The organism is Pseudomonas sp. p106 (assembly GCF_003936645.1).
In the GTDB taxonomy this organism is placed as follows: domain Bacteria; phylum Pseudomonadota; class Gammaproteobacteria; order Pseudomonadales; family Pseudomonadaceae; genus Aquipseudomonas; species Aquipseudomonas putida_E.
In genome coordinates this window covers 44682-66230 of record NZ_RHQR01000005.1, presented here as the reverse complement: position 1 = coordinate 66230, position 21549 = coordinate 44682, and the positions used below count along the sequence as shown (strand labels likewise).

The following is a 21549-nucleotide window of genomic DNA, read 5'->3' as shown; positions in this document are numbered from 1 at the left end:
GAACAACCATGGGCTTTTCCCAAGCGCTCAGCGGCCTGACCGCCGCATCCACCGACCTGGAGGTCGTCAGCAACAACATCTCCAACTCGCAGACCGTGGGGTTCAAGAGCTCTACGGTGCAGTTCGCCGACGTCTACTCAGGGGCCGATGTGGGCCTGGGTACAACGGTGTCCGGTGTCGTGCAGAATTTCGAGTCAGGCAGCCTGACCACCACGGACAACAGCCTGGACCTGGCCATCAATGGCGACGGTTTCTTCACCTTCACCGATGGCACGCAGACCGTCTACTCGCGTAACGGCCAGCTGACGCTGACAGCCGACGGCTACCTGGTGAACTCGGCCGGCGACCAGTTGCTTGGTGCCAATGGCGTGATCCAGATCCCCACCAGCGGTATGCAGGCCAGCGCCAGTACGGAACTGGATGCAGAGCTGAACCTTGATGCCAGCGAAGACATCATTACCGATACCTTCGATGCCACCGATGCATCGACCTATTCCTATTCGACCACGGCCACGGTCTACGACTCGCTCGGCAACAGCCACACCTCGACGCTGTACTTCAGCAAAACCGCCGAAAACACCTGGGACATCCACAGTGCCATCGATGGCAACCTGCTGAGCGAGAGCCAGACAGTTACCTTCAGCTCTAGCGGCCTGATCACCAGCGGCGAAACAGGCACCTATACCTACGACCCGGCCAACGGTGCGGCGACGATGTCCATCGCGCTGGACCTGACCGGTACCACGCAGTTCGGCAACGACTCCGAAGTATCGAGCATCTCCCAGGACGGCTATACCTCGGGCAGCCTGATCAGTTTCACCATCGATGACACCGGCACTGTGATCGCTACCTACTCCAACGATCAAACCCAGGAAATCGACCAGATCCAGTTGGCCAGCTTCTCCAACGAAAATGGTCTGCAGGCCAATGGCGACAACACCTGGATTGCCACCACCGCCTCGGGCCAAGCGCTGCTGGGCGTTGCCAGCAGCGGGTCGCTAGGCTCGATCCTCAGTGGCACCACCGAGGACTCCAACGTCGACCTTACCGCCGAGCTGGTAAACCTGATCATCGCCCAGCGTACCTTCCAGGCCAACGCCAAGTCGGTGACCGCCCAGAGCGAAGTGCTGCAGCAAGCCGTGAACATCGGTTCCTGACACCATGGACCGGATGCTCTTCACCGCCATGAGCGGGGCGAACCAGGCACTCGAGCAACAGGCGGTAGTCGCCAACAACCTGGCCAACATCGTCACGCCCGGTTTTCGTGCGCAACTGGTGCAGATGCAGTCTTCACCGGTGGCAGGCGAAGGCCTGCCGACGCGGGTTTCAGTCAGCGCCACTGGCGTGGGCGTGGACTGGTCCGAAGGCCCCATCACCCACACCGACCGCAACCTCGACGTGGCGCTGGGCGAAAACACGCTGCTCGCGGTGCAGACCGCCGATGGCCAGGAAGCCTACACCCGCCGTGGTGACCTGCAAGTGGACGGCAGCGGTGCCATGACCGTGGCAGGGCTGCCGGTGATGGGCGATGGCGGCCCCATCAGCGTGCCATTGGGCAGCGAAGTCAGCTTGGGTAGCGACGGCACCATCAGTGTTCGCGAACAGGGCATGGAGCCGCGTGGGCTGAGCCCGGTCGGCAAACTCAAGCTGGTGTCAGCCCTGCCAGGCACCCTGGAAGCGGGCAATGACGGGCTGCTGCGCCAGCCGGCCGACGCCAATGGCATCCATCAGCAGCTGGCGGCCGATGAAAGCCTGCGCGTCACCCCGGGCGCACTGGAGGGCAGCAACGTCAGCCCGACCGGCGCCATGGTGGCCATGATCGACAACGCCCGCCGCTATGAAATGCAGATGAAGGCCATCAGCGCCGCCGACGACAACGCCAAGAGCGCCAATCAGTTGCTCGCCTTGCAGGGCTGAGCCGGGCGCCGAATGAACAGGTAACCGACCGATGATCAGATCACTGTGGACGGCCAAGACCGGGCTTGAGGCCCAGCAAGGGCAGCTCGACGTCATTGCCAACAACCTGGCCAACGTCAGCACCAACGGCTTCAAACGCTCACGCGCCGTGTTCGAGGACCTCGTCTACCAGAACGTGCGCCAGCCGGGGGCTCAGAGCAGCACCGACACCCGGCTGCCTTCAGGTTTGCAGGTCGGCACCGGCGTGCGCCAGGTGGCCACCGAACGCCTGCACACCCAGGGCAACCTGGAAGAGACCAGCAGCTCCAAGGACCTGGCCATCAATGGCCTGGGTTTCTTCGAGGTCGACATGCCCGACGGCTCGACCGCCTACACTCGCGACGGCAGCTTTCAGCTCGACGCCAACGGCGAGATGGTCAGCTCCAATGGCTATAAATTGACGGCAGGGATCACCATTCCGGCCAATGCCACGTCGATTTCCATCAGCACCGACGGCATCGTCTCGGTGACCCAGCCCGACAGCACCGCCTCCACCCAAGTGGGCCAACTGAACCTGGCACTGTTCGTCAACAATGCGGGCCTGCAGAGCATCGGCCAGAACCTGTACCAGGAAACCGATGCTTCCGGCAGCCCCACCGAGACGACACCCGGCCTGAACGGTGGCGGCACTGTCAGCCAGGGCTATGTCGAGACCTCCAACGTCAATGTGGTGGAGGAAATGGTGGGCATGATCCAGACCCAGCGCGCCTATGAAATCAACAGCAAGGCCGTCGAAACCTCCGACGAAATGCTGCAGCGCCTGACCCAGCTCTGATGGCCATGTCCCAACCCCGCAACGCATCGCTCAAGCTCCTGCCCTTCGTTTGCCTGGCCGTGCTGCTCGGCGCTGTGCTATCGGCTGCCGGTTGTGCGCAACTGGTACCAAAGCCAGTGGTGCCCGACGAGTCCATGCAGGTGCCCGACTTGCCCGAACGCCTGGCCAATGGCTCGATCTACCAAGGGCAGCGCGGTTCGCAACCGCTGTTCGAGGACCGCCGCCCGCGGATGGTCGGCGATACGCTGACCGTAGAACTCAACGAGCAGGTCAGCGCCAGCAAGACCTCATCGTCCAATGCCGACCGCAGCGGCAGCCTGGGCCTGGCGTTTTCCACCAGCTCCGACCGTGACTCCAAGGTTGGCAACTACGGCGTGAATGCCTCGACCGACCATGAGTTCGCCGGCAGTGGTGGCTCCAAGGCCAACAACTCGTTCACCGGCACCATTTCGGTCACGGTCATGCAGGTGCTGGCCAACGGTAACTTGAGGGTGCGTGGCGACAAGCAGATCGCCATCAATCAGGGCACCGAGTTCATCCGTTTCTCCGGCGTGGTCAACCCACGCTCGATCACCGGGGAGAACACCGTGCTTTCAAGCCAGGTGTCCCTGGCACGCATCGAGTACGTCGGCGAAGGCTACATCAATGAGGCGCAACGCATGGGCTGGTTGCAACGCGTCATCCTCAACCTGTCACCTTTCTAACGAGCGCATCATGGCCGACTCCCCGTTCACTTCCGGGCTGCGATGCCGACTGCACTGCGCGGCCCGCGCCCTGCGCCCGCTGTTTGGCGCCTTCGCGCTGGTACTGGGCGGCACGGCGCACGCGGAGCAGATCCGCGACATCGCCGATTTCGCCGGCATCCGCAGCAACAACCTTGTGGGCTATGGCCTGGTGGTCGGGCTGGACGGTACAGGCGACCAGACCACCCAAAGCCCCTTTACCGAGCAGGGTCTGACCAACATGCTTTCCCAGCTCGGCGTTACCTTGCCGGCCGGCGCCAACATGCAGATGCGTAACATCGCGGCGGTGATCGTCACCGCCAACCTGCCGCCCCTGACCCGCCCCGGCCAGCAGATCGATGTGGTCGTTTCTTCCATCGGCAACGCCCGCAGCCTCAGGGGTGGAACGCTGTTGATGACCCCGCTCAAAGGTGCCGACGGCGATGTGTATGCCATGGCCCAAGGCAACCTGCTGGTGGGTGGTGCTGGTGCGGCAGCCAATGGCAGCAGCGTGCAGATCAACCAGCTGGCCGGTGGCCGCATCAGCCGCGGGGCAGTGGTGGAGCACAGCGTGCCGCTCGACCTCGGCGCCCAGCACGGCATCCTCGAACTGCAACTACGCGAGCCCGACCCGGCCACCGCGCAGCGGGTAGTGTTCGCCATAAACAGCGTGATGCGCAGCACCGTCGCCTCGGCGGTGGACGGCGGCCTGGTGCAGGTACAAGGGCCGCTCTCGGCCAACGAGCGGGTCAATTTCATGGCCCGGATCGACAGCATCGATGTAATGCCAATGCAGGCACGGCCCAAAGTCATACTCGATTCGCGCACCGGCTCGGTGGTGCTCAATGGCTCGGTGAAGCTGTTCCGTGCCGCCGTGGCCCACGGCGATCTATCGGTCACCATCGACACCACCAACAGCGTCAGCCAGCCAGGCGCCTTGAGCGGCGGACAAACTGCGGCCACCGCCAACAGCGACATATCAATCGAAACCCAGGCCCGCGCCCTGCACGTACTGGAAGGCAGCGCCGACTTGATGGATGTGGTCAAAGGCCTCAACGCCCTGGGTGCCACGCCACAGGACCTGATGGTCATTCTCCAGGCGCTCAAGGCCGCCGGTTCCCTGCGTGCAGAACTGGAGATCATCTGATGAGCATGGCTGATGGCGCGGCGGGGTTCGCGCTCGACGTTCAGGGCCTGCAACGTTTGCGCAGCCAGGCCGGGCGCAGTGGTGAGGCAGGCCTGAAGGAAGCGGCCCGGCAGTTCGAAGCGCTGTTCCTGCAGACGATGCTCAAGAGCATGCGTGCGGCGATACCCAAGTCGGAGCTGTCCAACAACTCGCAAACCCAACTCTATACCGAGATGCTCGACCAGCAATGGGCTCAGAGCCTGGCCGGGCACGGCATGGGCCTGGCCGAGCAACTGACGCGTAGCCTTTCGACAAGCGGGCTGGTGGCCGAGCCCCCGACTGCTGCACAGGAATCGCCCTTCGTCAGCCTGGCCCGACAAACGCCGGCTTTCAATGCCTGGAAGCGCTATGAAGTGCGCGACGAAGCAGCTGGCCGTGCCGAGCATGTCGAGGACTTCGTGGCCCGGCTGGCCGAACCGGCGCGCATGGCCGCACGCAGCAGCGGCGTGCCGGCACAGCTGATTCTTGCCCAGGCCGCTCTGGAGACCGATTGGGGGCGACGGCGCATCACCTCCGCCGACGGCGCGGACAGCCACAACCTGTTCGGTATCAAGGCCGGCGGGCGCTGGCAAGGTGAAACCACGCAGATACAGACCACCGAATACGTCGCCGGCGAGGCACACAAACAGGTGGAGAGCTTCCGCGTCTATCCCCACGCTCAGGCCGCTTTCGACGATTACGCGCGCTTGATCCGCAGCCGCCCCGGTTATGCAGCGGCGCGCAACGCCACAAGCAGCTCAGAGGCAGCGCTAGCGCTGCAGCAAGGCGGGTACGCCACTGACCCACACTATGCCGACAAGCTGATCGCGGTCATGGCGACCATCGGGCCGCTGCCATCTGCCGGGCAGGTAGCACTGGCCAACGACCAATAAGGCCCGCACGCATTTGCCAACGCTTTTGTGCAACCAGCAATGGATAAAGGCTCAAGATGCCCTGACCCGAGGCCGATGTTGCGCAGCATGTAGCCCAGGAGCTTTTCGATGAGCATCATCTCCATTGGCGTCAGCGGCCTCTCGGCGGCCCAGATCGCCCTTGCCACCAGCAGCAACAACACGACCAACGCCTATACCGACGGCTATACCCGCCAGGTCGCCAGTTTCACCGAGTCTGCCTCCGGCAGCGGCGTGCAGGTATCGAGCGTCGACCGCCAGTACAACCAGTTTGTCACCACCCAGCTCAACAGCTCCACCAGTGCAGAAAGCGCGCTGTCCACCTACCAGACCGAGGTCGATCAGATCGACAGCCTGCTGGCCGACAGCGATGCAAGTCTGGATAGCCTGCTGCAAAGTTTCTTCTCGGCCATCCAGACCTTGACCTCAGATGCCAGTGACACGGCCGCACGGGAAGAAGTGGTGGGTGCGGCAGAAACACTGGCCAGCCAGTTCAACCAGCTGGGTAGCTACCTTTCAGCGATGTCGGACGACGTGAACGAGCAGATCGACGATCAGGTCACTCAGATCAACGACCTGAGCGCGCAGATCGCGACCCTCAACGAACAGATCAGCCTGTCCGGGTCGCTCGGCAGCACCTCGAACGACCTGCTCGACCAGCGCGACCTGCTGGTCAGCCAGCTCAGCGAACTGGTGGCGGTAGACGTCACCGTGCAGGACAACGGCAGCTACACGGTATCGCTCAGCAATGGCCTGGCGCTGGTCTCTGCGGGCGACAGCTTCGAACTGACCACCGGTGCCTCCGCCAGCGACCCGAGCGAAGCGTCCATCAGCTATGTCGATGCCGCCGGCAACAGCGTGACGCTGGACGACAGCGTGCTCGACAGTGGCTCGCTCGGCGGCCTGCTGTCATTTCGCGATACCACCCTGGCCGACACCCAGAACCAGTTGGGCCTGATGGCCGTGTCGCTGACCCAGGCCTTCAATACCCTGCAGGCGCAGGGCGTTGACCTCAACGGCGATACCGGCACGGCATTCTTCTCGGTGGCCGACCCGCTGGTATACGGCGACACCGGCAATACCGGCGACGCCACCCTCAGCGCCAGCTTCGGCGATGATGTCAGCGCCCTCACGGCCAGTGATTACACGGTGACCTGGTCCGACAGCGACGGCTTCACCGTCACCCGCAATGACACCGGCGCCAGCGTCGAGGCAAGCTACGACAGCAGCAGCGCGACCCTGAGTTTCGCCGGCATGGACCTTACCGTCAGCGGCACCGCCGAGGACGGCGACAGCTTCCTGGTGCAACCTACCCGCAACGCAGCCAGCAGCTTCACCACGCTGGTTAGTGAGGGCGAGCAGATTGCCGCCGGTACCTCCAGCGGCAGCAGTGACAACACCAATGCACTGGCGATGCTCGACCTGCAAACCAGCGATATCGTCGGCGGCAGTGCAACGCTCAGCGAAACCTACGCATCGCTGGTGAGCGACGTGGGCAGCACCGCAACGCGCGTCGCCGCGCAGCTGGAAACCCAATCGGCGCTGACCGAACAGCTGACCACCCTGCAGCAGTCTGAGTCGGGCGTGAACCTTGATGAGGAAGCGGCCAACCTCATCGTCTACCAGCAGTACTACCAGGCCTGCGCGAAGATCGTCGAAGTGGGCACCACAGTCCTCAACACCATCCTCGACATCAGCTGATTGCCCCCAAAGGAGAGCCCGGCATGCGCCTGAGCAGTGCGACCATCTACAACCAGAACCTCAACTCCATGCTCGCCCAGCAGAGCCAGTACCAGGAGGCGGCCCTGGAGGTATCCAGCGGTACCCGCGTGGTAAACCCCTCGGATGACTCCCTGGCAGCGGCACAAGCGGTCACCGTGCGCCAGTCGATTGCGGCAAACGAGCAGTACGCCGATTCGCGGGCGGCCATCACCACGGCGCTGTCCCAGGAAGAAAGCACCCTGGACAGCATCAATGACGCCATCACCAGCGCCATGAGCCTGGTGGTTGAGGCCGGCAACGGGACCCTCAGCGACGCTGACCGAGAATCGCTGGCCACCTCCCTGCAAGGGGTCTACGACACACTTGTCACCTTGGCCAACAGCACCGACAGTAATGGCAACTACCTGTTTTCCGGCTACCAGAGCCAAAGCCCGGCGTTTGCCGAGAACGCCGATGGCGAGCTGGTTTACCAGGGTGATGACAATGTGGTCTCGCAGCAGGTCAGTGCTACCCAGAGCATGGCCAGCGGCGACAATGGCGCGGCGATCTTCCTTTCGGTTAGCAGCTCCGCCGGTTTCATTGCCGAAGCAGGCGACAACACCGGCACATTGACCTTCGACGGCCCGGATGTCGCCGACACCAGCGCGGCCAACTATGGCGATGCATTCACCCTGACCTTCAGCGTCGCCGACGATGGCAGCACCCAGTACAGCATCGACGGCCAGGACCCGATCAGCTACACCGACGGTGAAACCCTGGAGGTCAATGGCCTGAGCCTGACACTCAGTGGCACACCCGCCGAAGGTGACAGCTTGACGGTCAGTGCTGCTGCCGATGCCGACCCCGACGTGTTCGCCACGCTGCAGAACCTGATCAGCGCCTTGCAGACGCCGGTGGAGGACGAGGCGGACCAGGCGGCCCTGAGCAACACCCTGTCCACCGCCAGCCGAGAGCTGAGCAATGCCCAGGACAATGTGCTCACCGTCCTCACCTCGGTCGGCACGCGCCTGGGCCAGGTGGAAGTGCTCGATACCATTGGCGACGACCTGGCCCTCAGTTACACCGAGCGGCTCTCCGGGCTGGTGGACGCCGACTACACCGAGTCCATCTCCCGCTACGTGACGCTGCAGGTATCGATGCAAGCGGCTCAGCAGACATTCGCCAGCGTGCAGCAGCTGTCACTCTTCGAGTACATCTGAGCGCTTGCGTAAAACCACAGTGGCGGCCTGCTTCGCACGAAAAACCCGGCGTATCAGGCATGCCCGAGCTGGCCGATCAAGGCCTGCATGAACTGCAGGGCCTGCTGCAACAAGCCCGCAAGGAACTGCCCCAGGTCGCCGACCAGTACCGTCAGCAGCAGCATGCCGACGAACAAGGTTGCCGGAAAGCCGACTGAAAACACTGTGAGCTGCGGGGCGACGCGGTTGAGGATACCCATCGCCAGGTTGATGATCAGCAAGGCCCCGACCATGGGCAACGCCAGCAGCAGGCCAGTCAGGAAGATGCTGCCGCCATGGCGTGCCAGCATGTTCCAGCCCTGGGGGTTGAAACCGAAGTGGCCGATCGGCAATTGGCTGAACGTATTGGCCAGCAGTTCCAGCACCATCAGGTGGCCGCCCAGGGCGAGGAACATCAGGATGGTCACCAGGCTGAGAAAGCGCGACAGCACCTGGCTGTTGGTGCCAGTGTCGGCGGAAAAGAACGACGCGAAGGCCAACCCCATCTGCATGCCACAAATGTCGCCCGCCATTTCCACCGCCGCCAAGGCGATGCGCATGACCATGCCCAGCGACATGCCGATCAGCAGCTGCTCGACGATCACCCCCAGCCCTGCCCAGGAAAACAGGGCGATATCGGGCATCGGCGGCAGGTTGGGTGCCAGCAGGAAGGCCAGCAGCAACGCCAACCCGACCTTCACCTGGCTGGGGACATTCTTGTGGCCCAGGATAGGGTCACTCATGAAAAACGCCAGCAGCCTGCAGAACGGCCAGAAAAACGCGCTCACCCAAAGCTGCAACTGATCCCAGCCGACCTCGATCAACTGCGCTCAACCCACCAGCGTCGGCAGGCTGGTGAACAGCGCCCGCGTGTAATCGACCAGCAGCTCCATCAGCATGGGCCCTGCGAGAATCAGCACCAGGCATACCCCAGCGATCTTGGGAATGAAAGACAGGGTGGACTCGTTGATCTGTGTCGCTGCCTGGAACAGGCTCACCAACAGGCCGATGCACAAGGTAACCAATAACAGCGGCGCCGCTATCGTCATGCTCAGGCGCATGCCCTTGTAGGCAAGGTCCATCACCATTTCCGGGGTCATCAAGGCACTCCTCGCAGGCTCATACCGGGTAGAAACTCTGGGCCAGGGAACCCAGCAGCAATTGCCAGCCATCCACCAGCACGAACAACATCAACTTGAAGGGCAAGGAAATGGTCGACGGTGGCACCATCATCATCCCCAGCGCCATCAGCACACTGGCCACCAGCAGGTCGATGATCAGAAACGGGATGAAGATGGTGAAGCCTGCCTGGAAGGCGGTCTTCAGTTCGCTGGTGACGAACGCTGGTAGCAGCACCCGCATGGGCACATCTTCCGGGCCCTTGAGATCATCGATGCGCGCCAGGCGGACATAGAGCGCAAGGTCAGCCTGGCGGGTCTGCGCCAACATGAAGGTACGGAAAGGCTGGCTGGCCTCATCGAGAAACTGCTCAACCCCCATCTGGTCCTGGGAAAAAGGCACCCAGGCTTTCTGATAAGCCTGCTCCAGCGTGGGCGACATGACGAAAAAGGTCAGGAACAGTGCCAGGCCCAGCAACACCTGATTGGGCGGAGCACTGGTGGTGCCGATGGCGGTGCGCAGCAAGCCAAGCACAATGATGATACGGGTGAAGCCGGTCATCATCAGCAGCACCGCCGGCAAAAAGGCCATGGCACTGAGCAGCATCAAGGTTTGCAGGCTCAGCGACCATTTCTCGCCACCGGCCTGCCCGGTGAATCCGGACAACCCCTGCATTGCCGGTGCCGCCTCGGCGACCGGCAGCAGCACCAGCAACAGTAGCGGCAACAAGACCAGGCGCGCCGTCCTCATGGTCGGTTCTGCGGGTCGCGCAACCCACCCTGCTTCAAGGCGTCCATCAGACGCAGGGCAAAACCACGTGCAGCGGGCTCCACCGCCGCTTCGGTGCCAGCCACCGGCGCCTCCAGCTCTGACAGGCAGGCGACGTGCTGAGCCGTCACACCCAGCACCAACCAGCGCCCACGCACCTGGACCACCACCACTTTCTCGCGCTGCCCCAGGCGGGTGCTGGCAACGATGTGCACGACCTTTTCCGGCGACGACACACGGGTGCCAAGCCGCGATACCAACCAGCCACACAGCAGCACACAGGCCATCACCAGCCCCAACGCGAAGGCTGTTTTGCCAAGCAGGCTCAGCCCGACCAGGTTGTCAGCCGGCACCCCAAGGCTGGCGGGCACTGCAAGCGCGGTCGCGGTGCTCATCGATTGAGCTTCTGCACGCGCTCGGAGGGCGTGATGATTTCGGTGATGCGAATGCCGTAGCGGTCATCCACGACCACCACTTCGCCCTGAGCGACCAGGTAACTGTTGATCAGAATGTCCATGGGCTCACCCGCCAGGCCATCGAGGGCCAACACCGAGCCCTGAGCCAGCTCCAGCAATTGCTTGATGGTGATGCGCGTGCGCCCCAACTCGACGCTCAGCTTCACCGGGATGTCCATGATCATTTCCAGCTCGCGCGGCGATGCCAGCCCAGGGGCTGTGCCCAACGGCTTGAAGATGACGTTGTCCGCCGGGGCTGGCTTCGCCTCATGCTGCTCGGCCAATGCCGTGGCCCAAGGGTCTTGAGCATCATCACCCGCGCCTTGCTCGGCCAGGGCACTGGCCCACTCGTCGTCTTCGTGCGCTTCAGGCTTGTTCGGGTCACTCATGATCGGGTTCCTTGGCTTTGGGCAGGTGGCCCTTGATGAATCGGCTGGAATTGGGCGACTTGCCGATGGAGTGATCGATCAACTCCTTCACCAGCAAGGCGCGGGAGCCGTTGTAACTGCCGAACTCACAGGTCATGACCGGCACGCCGTCGACGCGCACCTTGACGCTTTCGGGCAGGTCGATGGGCAGCACGTCCCCCACTTTCAGTTCCATGACCTGCCCCAGGCGTGCCTGCACCTCGACGAAGTCGGCTATCAGGTCAACCTGCGAATGGGTTATCTCGTCCGCCATGCGCCGGTTCCATTGGCGCTCCTCCTCCGGGTCGGCATCGGTCAGCGGGCCACTGAGCAGTTGGCGCATCGGCTCGATCATCAGGTAGGGGATGACGATGTTGAAATCGCTTGAAAGATTGCCGACCTCCAGGTGGAACGTGGCGTTGACCACGATCTCGTTGGGCGAGCCGGTGATGTTGGCGAACTTGGCCTGCATTTCCGAACGCAGGTAGTCGATCTCCAAGGGGTAAACCGACTTCCAGGCATCGCTGTAGGCATCCACCGTCAGCCCGAGCAAGCGTCGAATGATGCGCAGCTCAGTGTTGGTGAACTCGCGCCCCTCAGACTTGGTCACGAAGCGACCATCGCCACCGAACAGGTTGTCCACCACCATGAACACTACGCTTGGCGGGAATACCACCAGCGCGGTACCGCGCAGCGGCTTCATCGACAGCAAATTGATGTTGGAAGGCATTGGCAAGTGCAGGGAGAACTCGCTGAAGCTCTGGTAGCCAATGCCTTTGAAGGTGATATCCACGTTGCGCCGGATCAGGTTGAACAGGCTCATGCGGAAATAACGGGCGAAACGGCCGTTGATGATGTCCAGGGTGTGCAAGCGTTCCTGGATCACTCGGTGCTGAGTCGCCGGGTCGTAGCGGCGCACCTGCTCCTCGGGGTGCGGGTAGCCGTCCGGGAAATCCAGGCCGTCGTCATCGCCGATACCGGAGGTGTCCAGATCGTCACCACCGCGCAGCAGCATGTCGATCTCTTCTTGAGAGAGCATGTCGTTGGTAGACATGGCTTACTGCACGATGAAGTCGGTGTAGAGCACGCCGAGCAATGCAGCATCTGGCTGCTCGGTACTCAGGGCACGGCGCAGCAGCTCGAGTATGCGTGCCGCCAACGCTTTTTTACCCTCTGGCGTAGACAGCGCTGTGCTGTCCTGCCCACTCAATACGGTCAGCAGCTGGCTGCGGATTTTCGGCATATACAGCTCCAGCAACTTGCGGGTCGCTTCATTGCCCACTTCCAGGTTGAAGCCCACGTAGAGCATGGCCGGCTCATCATTGGCGCTGTGCAGGTTGACGGTCATGGGGGCGACGTTCACCAGCAGCAGTACCGCAGGAGCCGTGCGGGTCGCTTGGGTATGGGCCCGCTCACGCATCACGTAGGTGTACACACCCGCAGAACTGGCAGCGGCGGCAACCAGGGCCAATGGAATGAACCAGAGCCAGATTTTCTTGGTGGTAGTGGGCATGGACAGCTGCCTTGGGAATGGGAAAGCGTTTCGAAAGGGCGCAAGTATGCCCACCAGGCGCCCCGTGCCATGGGCTGATTAGCGAGGGTTTAGGGCGTTAACTTGCGGCTTTGCAGGGGGCTTCACAGGTACAGGTCGACCCCTGCGCCGGAATGGGTTGTCTGAGGCGCCTGTACCGTTGCGCTGGCCTGGGCTACCCGCGGGGCGCGCGCCTCGCCACCGCTGCCTGGCGGCTCCCGCCGCGGCTGTTCACCCGCAGCCTGACGGGACGCACCATCGTTGACCGATGTTTCGCCAAGGCTCAGGCCCTGGGCTGCCAAAGCACCCTGCAACTGCGGCAGCGCTTGCTCAACAGCCGCGCGCACCGACGCGTGGGCCGACTGGAACTGCGCCTGGATGCCACCCTCGCTGACACTGAGGCTGATCGACAGCGGCCCGAGATCGGCTGGATGCAACTGCATGTCAACCTGCTGCTCCCCACGCCGGACCATGCCGATCACCTGCTGGCCCAAGTCGTCCTGCCAGGCGTCGGTGCCCAGCGTCGTGGTAATGGATGATGCAGCGCCATCGCTGGCTGGGCTGACGATGCTTCCCACCACGCTGGAATTCGATGCCTGGATGCCTGATAGCGAAGGCTGCTCCCAATTGGCTGGTGCAGAGACGGAGCCGTCACCCTGGACGCGGCCAACACCTTCGCTTGGTGCTTCAGCCGCCGGCGCGAGCTCGGCCGGGTTGTCTACACCCTCACTTGCCTGCGCCTCTAAGGGCTGCGTAGCGCTCTGCAGCCATTGCAGTTCGGTGGCCTGCCCCGGGTCATCCGCAACACCGAAGCCAGATGCCGCTTCTGCGCTTGCGGCAGGCGCCTGCACCCACGCCACCGCAGGCGTGAGGGCGAGCATGCCAGAGGCCATTTGGCCGGCGCTGTCGATCAGGTCCAGGCGCTGACGGATCGCGTCCAGCGAATCCGCCGATTGTGGCGTGTCATCATCGGCGACATCGCCCTGCTCCTTGCTGCCCCCCGGGGCTGCAGCCGGGGCCTTGATATCCAAAGGCTGCACCTCGCCATCGGCGACGCTCTCAGCCCCGCTTTCGTCGACCGCGGCTACTGCCGGCGTGGCCTCAGGTTCAGCCTGCACCGCCGCTCTGATGACCTGCTCGTTAGCGGGCGCAGCGCTCGCTTGCAGCTCAAGCGCCGCCCCCTCAACCGTCGACGTCAGGCCGTCATTGCCGGCGGCAGTCAGGGGCTGGGCAGGGGCGGCACCCGGTGCCGGCACCAAAGGCCCTGGGGCAGCGGCTCCGGTGCCGGCCTCGCTGATTTCGGCCTGCTGCAGAGCAACAGCGAAAGCTCCAGGTTCGCTGTCGCCGACACTGTCGCCGCCTGCGGCCTGCAGTGATACCGCAGGCGCAGGGGATATGGCGGTGATGATGTCCATGGTGTTTTCAGAATCCACTGTCGAGGGGTGAGGCAAATTGCCCGGCCTGGCGCGAGCGGCCAGCCAGTTCATCGGTACGCCTCTGTTCGGCGCGCCCGGCAAGCAGCCGGCCATGCTCCACACGGCGGGCCAGCAGCGTTTCCAGGGCATTGACCTTGCGCCAGGCCTGCCGCCAGGTGTCCTGGTGTTGGGCCAGTTGGGCGCGGTGGCGGTTCAAGTTGCCTTCTGCCCGCTCGATGGCCCCTTCCAGCGACTTGAGGAAGCCGCGGTAGTTGGCCAGCGTAGAGGGGCTCATGCCGGCACCGGCCAACTCCTGCTGCAGGCCTTGGCGATACTCGCGCTGATACTGGTCCAACAGGCGCAGCTGTTCGGTCATCTGCTGCTCTGCGCGGCGGCTCTGGGCCAGCGCATTGGCCGCGGTCTCGCGGCTGCGCTCGGTGAGTTCGATGAGCAGCTGGAGTGACTCATGGGCCATGGGTGCATGCCTGCCTTAGCGTGGTTGCGGTCATTTGCCGGGGAACAGCAAGTTGAGCCCGGCAAGCGTGTCTTGCATCGATGTACGCTCGTGGGTCTGCTGCTGCAGGAAGCGTTCGATGTGCGGATACAACGCCACGGCGCGGTCGAGCTGGGCATCGTGGCCCGGCGCATAGGCGCCCACGCTGATCAGGTCGCGATTGCGCTGGTAACGCGACACGGCCTGCTTGAGCTTCTGTGCCTTGCGCTGCTGAGATTCACTGACGATCGCGCTCATCGCACGGCTGATCGACGCTTCGATATCGATCGCAGGGTAATGGCCGCTCTCGGCCAACTGGCGCGACAGCACCAGGTGACCATCCAGAATCGCCCGCGCCGAATCGGCAATCGGGTCCTGCTGGTCGTCGCCCTCGCTGAGCACCGTGTAGAACGCGGTAATCGAGCCACCACCGCGTGGCCCGTTACCGGCACGCTCGACCAGTTTGGGCAGTTTGGCGAACACCGAAGGCGGGTAACCTTTGGTCGCCGGCGGTTCACCGAGCGCCAGGGCGATTTCGCGCTGGGCCATGGCGTAGCGGGTCAGCGAATCCATGATCAACAGTACATCCTTGCCCTGGTCGCGGAAATCTTCCGCCAGGCGGGTCGCATACAGTGCCCCCTGCAAGCGTTGCAGCGGCGAAGCATCGGCCGGCGCCGCCACCACCACCGAGCGGCGCAGCCCGTCTTCGCCGAGAATGTTGTCGATGAAATCCTGCACTTCACGGCCACGCTCACCGATCAGCCCGACCACCACCACATCGGCCTGGGTGTAGCGCGCCATCATGCCCAGCAACACCGATTTACCTACCCCGGACCCGGCGAACAGCCCCAGGCGCTGCCCCCTGCCGACGCTTAGCAGGGCATTGATGGCGCGAATACCGACATCGATCTGCCGATCGATCGGCGCGCGTTGCAGTGGGTTGATCGGCTGGCCATGCAGGCTGGCGCGCTGCGTGCTTTGCAGCGCCCCTTTGCCGTCCAGTGGGTTACCGCTGCTATCGAGCACTCGCCCGAGCAACGCCATGCCCAACGGCACCGGGCGCACGCCATCGCTGGCCCCCGGCTCGTCGGCCAGGGCGAAGAACCGGGCGCCCGACTGCAACCCGTGAATTTCTTCAAGCGGCATCAAGTACAGCACTTCCCCGGCAAAGCCGATCACCTCGGCCTCGGCATAGTCGGCAGCCACCCCACCCCTGGCCGGGCTCAGTTCGATACGACAGCCAGCCCCCAGCGGCAGGCGCAAGCCAACTGCTTCCAGGACGATGCCGGTGGCACGAACGATGCGACCGCTGCGGCGGTAATCTGGCACCCGCAGCGCGTCACCGGCCAAGGCCTCGAGCCCTCGGCCCCAACGCTGCAAGTGGGGGTTGTCGGTTTTCACGATGATGCGCCCGGCGCCACGCTGATCGAATCGAGCAGCCATTGGCCGTTGCGCTCGAACAGGTCCCTGCGGGTCTGGCAGGTGGCATCCAGCTCTCCTGTCGCGCTCGATACACGGCAACCACCCGGCAGCACCGAACGATCCTCCTGCACACTCCAGCCAGCGGCATCGAGCTCATCACTCAGGCAGCGCTGCACCCAGGGCAGGTCATCGGGGCTGAGGCTGAGTGCCGGCTTGCCGGTAAGCGCGGGTTCACAGACCAGCATTTCACGCACCAGCACCTGCACCTGTTCGGGCTGTACCGCGAGCGCTTTGCCGGCCAGACGCCCGGCAAGGTCGATTGCCACCTGCCCCAGGCGCGCGGCGACCATGCCATCCACTTCGCGCATCGCTTCGTCGAAGCTCAGGCACAAGGCCCGCAGAGGCTCGAGCACGTCTTTGGCCTGCTGGCGCAGCTCCTCGGCGGCCGCTGCCCTGCCCTCGGCCAGCCCCTGGGCATAACCCAGTTCCTTGCCCTCGGCATGGCCCGCCTGCTGTGCGTCGGCCAGTGTCCGCTCACGCAACTGCTGCAACGCCAGCCGCTGCTCGACAGCCCGCCTGCGCGCCTGCTCACGGCGGGCGGCGGCGGGCTCGCCACTGGGCGGCTCGTCATTGCCCAGCGGCGCCATCTGCCATGGCTGCCAGTGCCCTTGTGGCATCGGCTCAGACATAAGCGTCGTCACCCCGTGCGGTCACCATGTCGCCGGTTTCGGAAAGGCGCCGTACGACCTGCAAGATCGACTTCTGCTCTGTTTCGATCTGCGACATGCGAATCGGGCCACGGGCCTCCATGTCCTCAAGGAACAATGTTGACGCACGTTGCGACATGTTGCGCATGAAACGGTCGAGCAGCGGCGCCGACGCTCCTTTGAGCGCAACGGCCAGCGAGTTGCTGTCGATGTTCTGCAGCAATGTCTGGATGCTGCGGTCGTCGACATCGGCGAGGTTCTCGAACAGGAACATCTCGTCGAGGGTCTTCTGCGCCAGGTCGGCACTGTAGTTGCGCAGGTTGTCGATGGCCGAGGACTCCTGGCTGGAGGCCATCAGGTTGAGGATCTCGGCCGCCGCCTTCACCCCGCCCATCTTGCTGCGCTTGAGGCTCTGACCATCGAGCATGCCACCCAGTACCTCGGTCAGTTCGTGCAGCGCCACCGGCTGTACGCCACTGAAGGTGGCGATGCGCAGGATGATGTCATTGCGCAGCCGCTCGGTCAGCAGTTGAAGAATCGCAGAGGCCTGGTGGCGCTCCAGATGCACAAGGATGGTGGCGACGATCTGCGGATGCTCGTCGCGGATCATCTCCGCCACCATCTGCGCCTCCATCAGGTTGAGCTTGTCGATACCCGAGACGGTATTGGAGGTTTCCAGGATATCGTCGATCAGGCTGGCGGCACGCTCGCTGCCCAAGGCCTTGGTGAGCACTGCGCGGATATGGTCGCTGCTCTGGATATTGATGGCCGCGTACTGCTCGGTCTCGTCCATGAAATCCGCCAGCACCTGGCGCATTTCCTCATGGGATACCTGGCTCAGCCCCGCCATTTCGCGGCTGATGTTCTCTACCTCCAGCCCTGGAAGAAACTTGAACACCTCGGCCGCACTGTCGGCATCCAGCGATAGCAGCAAGATGGCGCTGCGCCGTGCCCCACTGATCTTGTTAGTCATTGTTCTTCATCCAACCGCGCACGATCATGGCGACCAGGCGCGGATCTTCGCTGGCAAGCCGCTTCAGGCTCTCCATGTTCTGTTCATAAAGCGCCGACTTGCGAGGCAGCGCCGGGCGCGCGAGGCCGTCATTGCCGGTGATCAAGGCGTCAGCTGGGGATTTTGCCGGCATCAGGTCCAAGTCATCCTCGGACAAGTCCATCAGGTGCTTGCGCTGTGCTTGCGCGCGCTGCTGCATCGGTTTGATCACCCGTTGCCACAGCACAAAGGCAACGACGGCCACCAGCAAGTAGCGCAGAGCGCTCATTGCCAGGTTGTAGGCCTCGGGGGTACGCCACCACGGCAGCTCCCCTGCTTGTACATCCTCGTCGACGAAGGGGCTGTTGATCACCTGCACGGTATCACCACGGCTTTCGGTAAAGCCCATGGCCTGGCGCACCAGGTCGTTGATGCCGGCCAGCTCCTCCTTGCTCAACGGCTCACTGGTGGGGGCGCCATCTTTGAGTACGGTGCGGTAATTGACCACGACCGCCGCCGCCAGGCGCTGGATGTTGCCCAGGCTCGACTTGACGTGCTCGACATCACGATCGACCTCGTAGTTGACCATGCGCTCGGTTTGCAGCGACTTGCCGGGCTCCCCACCAGTAGCGGCGGTACTGCTGCCGGCTGTCGCATTCGGCTGCGCTGGTGCCGGTGCAGTGGCGCGGGTCGGTGCGGGTGTATTGGGCGGTGAATTGGTCAGTGCGCCAGGCACGCCACGGCCGGCGTCGCTGCCTTGCAGCATGCGCTCGGAGGTCTGCTGACTGCGTACCGAAGCCGCTTTCGATTCCTGGTTGGGCGCGTAGCGTTCGGCCGTGCTCTCGCGGGTCGAGAAGTCCATTTGCGCGACGACCCGCGCATGGACATTACGGCTGCCGAGCAAAGGTGTAAGGATTTCCTCTATTCGGCGCTGGTAGGTGCGCTCTACTTCGCCCACATAGTCCAGTTTGGCATCGTCAAGCCCGTCACTGGAATGGCTGCGCGACAGCAAACGGCCGTTCTGGTCGACCACCGTCACGCCATCCACTGCCAGCTCGGGCACGCTGGAAGTCACCAGGTGAATGATTGCGCTGACCTGCCCCTGGCCCAGTTCACGGCCAGGCTGCAGGGCCAGTGCGACCGATGCGCGGGCGGCTTCGCGGTCACGGGCGAACACCGAGTCCTTGGCCATCACCAAATGTACTCGAGCATGGGCCACCGGCCCGAGGGATTCGATGGTACGCGCCAGCTCACCTTCCAGCCCACGCTGGTAATTGAGGTGTTCGGCAAACTGGCTGATGCCAAAAGCTTGCTTGTCCAGCAGCTCGAAGCCAACACTGCCCGCTTTTGGCAGGCCTTGCTCGGCCAGTTGCAGGCGCAGTGCATTCATCCGCTCGGCGGGCACCATGATGGTATGCCCACCCTCGCCCAGCCGGTAAGGCACGCCGCGCTTGTCCAGCTCACCAATGACCTGGCCACCATCAGCCTCACCCAGGTTGGAGAACAGCACCCGGTACTCCGGCTCCTGCGCCCACAGCAGCAGCCCGACCAGTAGCGTCACAGCTGCGGCGCCGGCCAGCATCAGCGGCAGCAGTGGCCGGCCACGCAGCACCGCGGTCAACGCATCCAGGGAACGGACCGGCGTGGCGATCGGCAGGTTTTTTTTCGTGCCCTTGGCCTGGGCAGCAGTTGTCACGAACACCTCGAAGCTGGGGTTCTGGCCGGAAAGAGGGGCATTACAGAGTCCGCTGGCAGTGGTAATCGACCCGCGGTCCGTCGGCCGGTTGGCAAAGGGGTCCAGGCGGGATTGGCTCAGCGTCATTGTCGCCAGGCTGCTCGCCGGCAAAGGGCAGAAAAGCCCGTAGTTTTACGGTCAATTGGGCCGATTCCTACAGACTCAGGCTTGCTAACCTGCCGCGTATTCGCCAGCCACGAGCCACTGCGCCATGACCACTCAAGCCCTTGCCGATGCCTTGCAACAGTTGAGCAGCCTCGCCGAACAGGCGCAGGGCGGTAGCGCCAACAGGCTGAGCCAGGCCGCCGGGAGCTTTGCTGGCGAGCTGCAGGCCTCACTGCAGCGCATCAACCAGCTGCAACAAACCGCGAGCAGCCGGACCAATGCGTTTCAGGCGGGCAGCAGCGAAGTGTCACTGGTCGATGTAATGGCCGACTCGCAGAAGGCCAGCGTCGCCTTCCAGATGGGCGTCCAGGTGCGCAATCGCCTGCTCACTGCCTATAAGGATGTGATGGCCATGCAGGTTTGAGACATGCGTCACACATTTTTAGGGTAATGCCTTAAAGACGCAGTCATCGCTTGCCGATGTTGCGCCCAGACGCGCACATCAGGACGGACCAGCACATGACCACCACCACCAGCTCCACAGCAAGCATTACCAGCCTCGGCGTAGGGTCGGGGCTTGATCTGGAAAGCATCCTGGAGAGCCTGGAGGAATCGAAGACCACAAGCCTGCTGGACCCGATCACCGCTCAGGAAGAGTCTGTCGAAGCCGAAATCTCGGCCTATGGCACCTTGACCAGCGCACTCGACACGCTGCAGTCAGCCGCCGAAGCACTGGCCGACGCCAGCCTGTACGAGTCTCTGAGCACCAGCATTTCGGGCAGCGGCGTGGCGGTGACCACCAGCAGCGAGGCTGTGGCCGGCACCTACAGCATCGAGGTGACCCAGCTTGCCCAAGCCCAAAGCCTGGCAACCGATGGCATCAGCGATACGACCACGACCCTGGGCACTGGCACGCTGACATTGCAGGCGGGCAGCAATGATGCAGTGTCCATCACCCTGGACAGCAGCAACAACACCCTGGAAGGCCTGCGCGATGCCATCAATGATGCCGACGCCGGCATCACCGCGACCATCGTCAGCGACGGCAGCGACAGCCCCTACCGCCTGGTGCTGACGTCCGACAGCACCGGCACCGAAGCGGCCATGACGGTCAGCTACAGCAGCAGCGACAGCAGCGACCTGGCCGCCTCCCTCTTCGGCTATGCCGACGGCGCGGGCAACATGACCGAGACGGTGGCGGCACAGGATGCCGAACTCACCATCAACGGCATCGCCATCACCAGCCAGAGCAACACGGTGGAAGAAGCCCTGCAGGGCGTCACACTGACCCTGAGCGACACCGGCAGCTCACAGACACTGACCATCACCCGCGATACCGACTCGATCGAAAGCGCCATCACCGCATTCGTCGATGCCTACAACGACTTCGTCACCACGGTGGACGAACTTACCGCCTATGACGCCGACGCCGGCACCAGTGGCGAGCTGCTGGGCGACTCCACCACACGTCGCATCAGCACGGAGCTGGCCAGCGACATCTACACGCAGATTGGCAGCGGCACGTTCAGCTACCTCTCGCAGCTGGGTATTGCCCTGGAATCGGACGGCACGCTGTCGATCGATGAAGACACGCTGGCAAGCGCCCTGGAGGACAACATCGACGCGGTGTCCGAATTTTTCATCGGCAGCGATGGCAGCTCAGGCTTCATCACCCGCATGACCGAAGACCTGGACAACTACCTGGATGAAGACACCGGCCTGATCCCGGCCAAGACAGACAGCCTGGACAACAAGCTCGATCAACTCGAAGAACGCTACGACGAAAAGCAGGCGCTGATCGATTCCGAAATGGAGCGCTGGCGCGAACAGTTCACCGAGCTGGATACGCTGATCTCCACGCTGAACTCCACCGCCGATTACCTCACCGAACAATTCGAGGCTCTCAACAGTGATTAATGTGTCAACGACGGAG

General features: G+C 63.4%; 23 protein-coding genes. 10 read left to right on the top strand and 13 right to left on the bottom strand.

Annotation, left to right across the window (positions count from 1 at the left end; genetic code table 11):
• Positions 1–8: 8 nt before the first annotated feature.
• From flgE to flgL, 8 genes are all read left to right on the top strand, one after another.
• Positions 9–1157, top strand: a complete 1149-nt coding sequence (flgE, locus tag EGJ09_RS08155) for a flagellar hook protein FlgE (protein WP_119688080.1) — start codon at positions 9–11, stop codon at positions 1155–1157.
• Positions 1158–1161: 4 nt separating this feature from the next.
• Positions 1162–1917: a flagellar basal body rod protein FlgF gene (locus tag EGJ09_RS08150; RefSeq protein WP_046786940.1), complete on the top strand. Its 756-nt coding sequence runs from the start codon at positions 1162–1164 to the stop codon at positions 1915–1917.
• A gap of 31 nt (positions 1918–1948) precedes the next feature.
• Positions 1949–2731, top strand: a complete 783-nt coding sequence (flgG, locus tag EGJ09_RS08145; protein ID WP_046786939.1) for a flagellar basal-body rod protein FlgG — start codon at positions 1949–1951, stop codon at positions 2729–2731.
• 5 nt (positions 2732–2736) lie between these two features.
• Positions 2737–3435 (top strand): flagellar basal body L-ring protein FlgH, encoded by a 699-nt coding sequence (locus EGJ09_RS08140; RefSeq protein ID WP_177010140.1) that lies wholly within the window; start codon positions 2737–2739, stop codon positions 3433–3435.
• Positions 3436–3445: 10 nt separating this feature from the next.
• A complete protein-coding gene (locus tag EGJ09_RS08135) occupies positions 3446–4600 on the top strand; it encodes a flagellar basal body P-ring protein FlgI (RefSeq protein WP_080952146.1) in 1155 nt (384 codons plus the stop codon).
• Entirely contained in the window at positions 4600–5511 is a 912-nt protein-coding gene (gene flgJ / locus EGJ09_RS08130) for a flagellar assembly peptidoglycan hydrolase FlgJ (RefSeq protein ID WP_223255140.1), read from the top strand. Before EGJ09_RS08135 ends, flgJ begins: the two co-directional genes overlap by 1 nt.
• A gap of 108 nt (positions 5512–5619) precedes the next feature.
• Positions 5620–7230, top strand: a complete 1611-nt coding sequence (gene flgK, locus EGJ09_RS08125; RefSeq protein ID WP_125923586.1) for a flagellar hook-associated protein FlgK — start codon at positions 5620–5622, stop codon at positions 7228–7230.
• Between the two features lie 23 nt (positions 7231–7253).
• Positions 7254–8450 carry a flagellar hook-associated protein FlgL gene (gene flgL, locus EGJ09_RS08120; RefSeq protein WP_046786936.1) on the top strand — a complete coding sequence of 399 codons (1197 nt, stop codon included), beginning with the start codon at positions 7254–7256 and terminating at the stop codon, positions 8448–8450.
• Positions 8451–8503: 53 nt separating this feature from the next.
• On the opposite strand, the gene fliR is transcribed toward flgL, so the two are convergent.
• The 13 genes from fliR to fliF form a co-directional block, all read right to left on the bottom strand.
• Complete coding sequence (gene fliR / locus EGJ09_RS08115; RefSeq protein WP_223255144.1) at positions 8504–9256, bottom strand: flagellar biosynthetic protein FliR; 753 nt, start codon at positions 9254–9256, stop codon at positions 8504–8506.
• 42 nt (positions 9257–9298) lie between these two features.
• Positions 9299–9568, bottom strand: coding sequence for a flagellar biosynthesis protein FliQ (gene fliQ, locus EGJ09_RS08110; RefSeq protein WP_046786934.1), 270 nt, complete (start codon positions 9566–9568; stop codon positions 9299–9301).
• Between the two features lie 19 nt (positions 9569–9587).
• Positions 9588–10337, bottom strand: a complete 750-nt coding sequence (gene fliP, locus EGJ09_RS08105) for a flagellar type III secretion system pore protein FliP (protein ID WP_046786933.1) — start codon at positions 10335–10337, stop codon at positions 9588–9590.
• Positions 10334–10750: a flagellar biosynthetic protein FliO gene (fliO, locus tag EGJ09_RS08100; RefSeq protein WP_046786932.1), complete on the bottom strand. Its 417-nt coding sequence runs from the start codon at positions 10748–10750 to the stop codon at positions 10334–10336. Before fliO ends, fliP begins: the two co-directional genes overlap by 4 nt.
• Positions 10747–11199 carry a flagellar motor switch protein FliN gene (gene fliN, locus EGJ09_RS08095; RefSeq protein WP_046786931.1) on the bottom strand — a complete coding sequence of 151 codons (453 nt, stop codon included), beginning with the start codon at positions 11197–11199 and terminating at the stop codon, positions 10747–10749. The genes fliO and fliN overlap by 4 nt, the downstream gene beginning before the upstream one ends.
• Positions 11192–12271, bottom strand: coding sequence for a flagellar motor switch protein FliM (fliM, locus tag EGJ09_RS08090; protein WP_046786930.1), 1080 nt, complete (start codon positions 12269–12271; stop codon positions 11192–11194). Before fliM ends, fliN begins: the two co-directional genes overlap by 8 nt.
• 3 nt (positions 12272–12274) lie before the next feature.
• Entirely contained in the window at positions 12275–12730 is a 456-nt protein-coding gene (locus EGJ09_RS08085; protein ID WP_046786929.1) for a flagellar basal body-associated FliL family protein, read from the bottom strand.
• Between the two features lie 122 nt (positions 12731–12852).
• The gene (locus EGJ09_RS08080; protein WP_158621130.1) at positions 12853–14163 is read right to left on the bottom strand and encodes a flagellar hook-length control protein FliK; all 1311 of its coding nucleotides are present in this window, start codon (positions 14161–14163) and stop codon (positions 12853–12855) included.
• 7 nt (positions 14164–14170) lie between these two features.
• A complete protein-coding gene (gene fliJ / locus EGJ09_RS08075) occupies positions 14171–14638 on the bottom strand; it encodes a flagellar export protein FliJ (RefSeq protein WP_046786928.1) in 468 nt (155 codons plus the stop codon).
• A 30-nt stretch (positions 14639–14668) separates the two neighbouring features.
• Positions 14669–16099 (bottom strand): flagellar protein export ATPase FliI, encoded by a 1431-nt coding sequence (fliI, locus tag EGJ09_RS08070; RefSeq protein WP_119688071.1) that lies wholly within the window; start codon positions 16097–16099, stop codon positions 14669–14671.
• A complete protein-coding gene (locus EGJ09_RS08065; protein ID WP_046786926.1) occupies positions 16054–16767 on the bottom strand; it encodes a flagellar assembly protein FliH in 714 nt (237 codons plus the stop codon). The genes fliI and EGJ09_RS08065 overlap by 46 nt, the downstream gene beginning before the upstream one ends.
• Positions 16760–17758 carry a flagellar motor switch protein FliG gene (gene fliG / locus EGJ09_RS08060; RefSeq protein ID WP_046786925.1) on the bottom strand — a complete coding sequence of 333 codons (999 nt, stop codon included), beginning with the start codon at positions 17756–17758 and terminating at the stop codon, positions 16760–16762. The genes EGJ09_RS08065 and fliG overlap by 8 nt, the downstream gene beginning before the upstream one ends.
• Complete coding sequence (gene fliF, locus EGJ09_RS08055; protein WP_046787072.1) at positions 17751–19472, bottom strand: flagellar basal-body MS-ring/collar protein FliF; 1722 nt, start codon at positions 19470–19472, stop codon at positions 17751–17753. The genes fliG and fliF overlap by 8 nt, the downstream gene beginning before the upstream one ends.
• Positions 19473–19722: 250 nt before the next feature.
• On the opposite strand from fliF, the gene fliE reads away from it, so the two are divergent.
• Positions 19723–20040, top strand: coding sequence for a flagellar hook-basal body complex protein FliE (gene fliE / locus EGJ09_RS08050; RefSeq protein ID WP_046786924.1), 318 nt, complete (start codon positions 19723–19725; stop codon positions 20038–20040).
• Between the two features lie 95 nt (positions 20041–20135).
• Complete coding sequence (fliD, locus tag EGJ09_RS08045; RefSeq protein WP_125923584.1) at positions 20136–21533, top strand: flagellar filament capping protein FliD; 1398 nt, start codon at positions 20136–20138, stop codon at positions 21531–21533.
• The last annotated feature ends 16 nt before the right edge of the window (positions 21534–21549 follow it).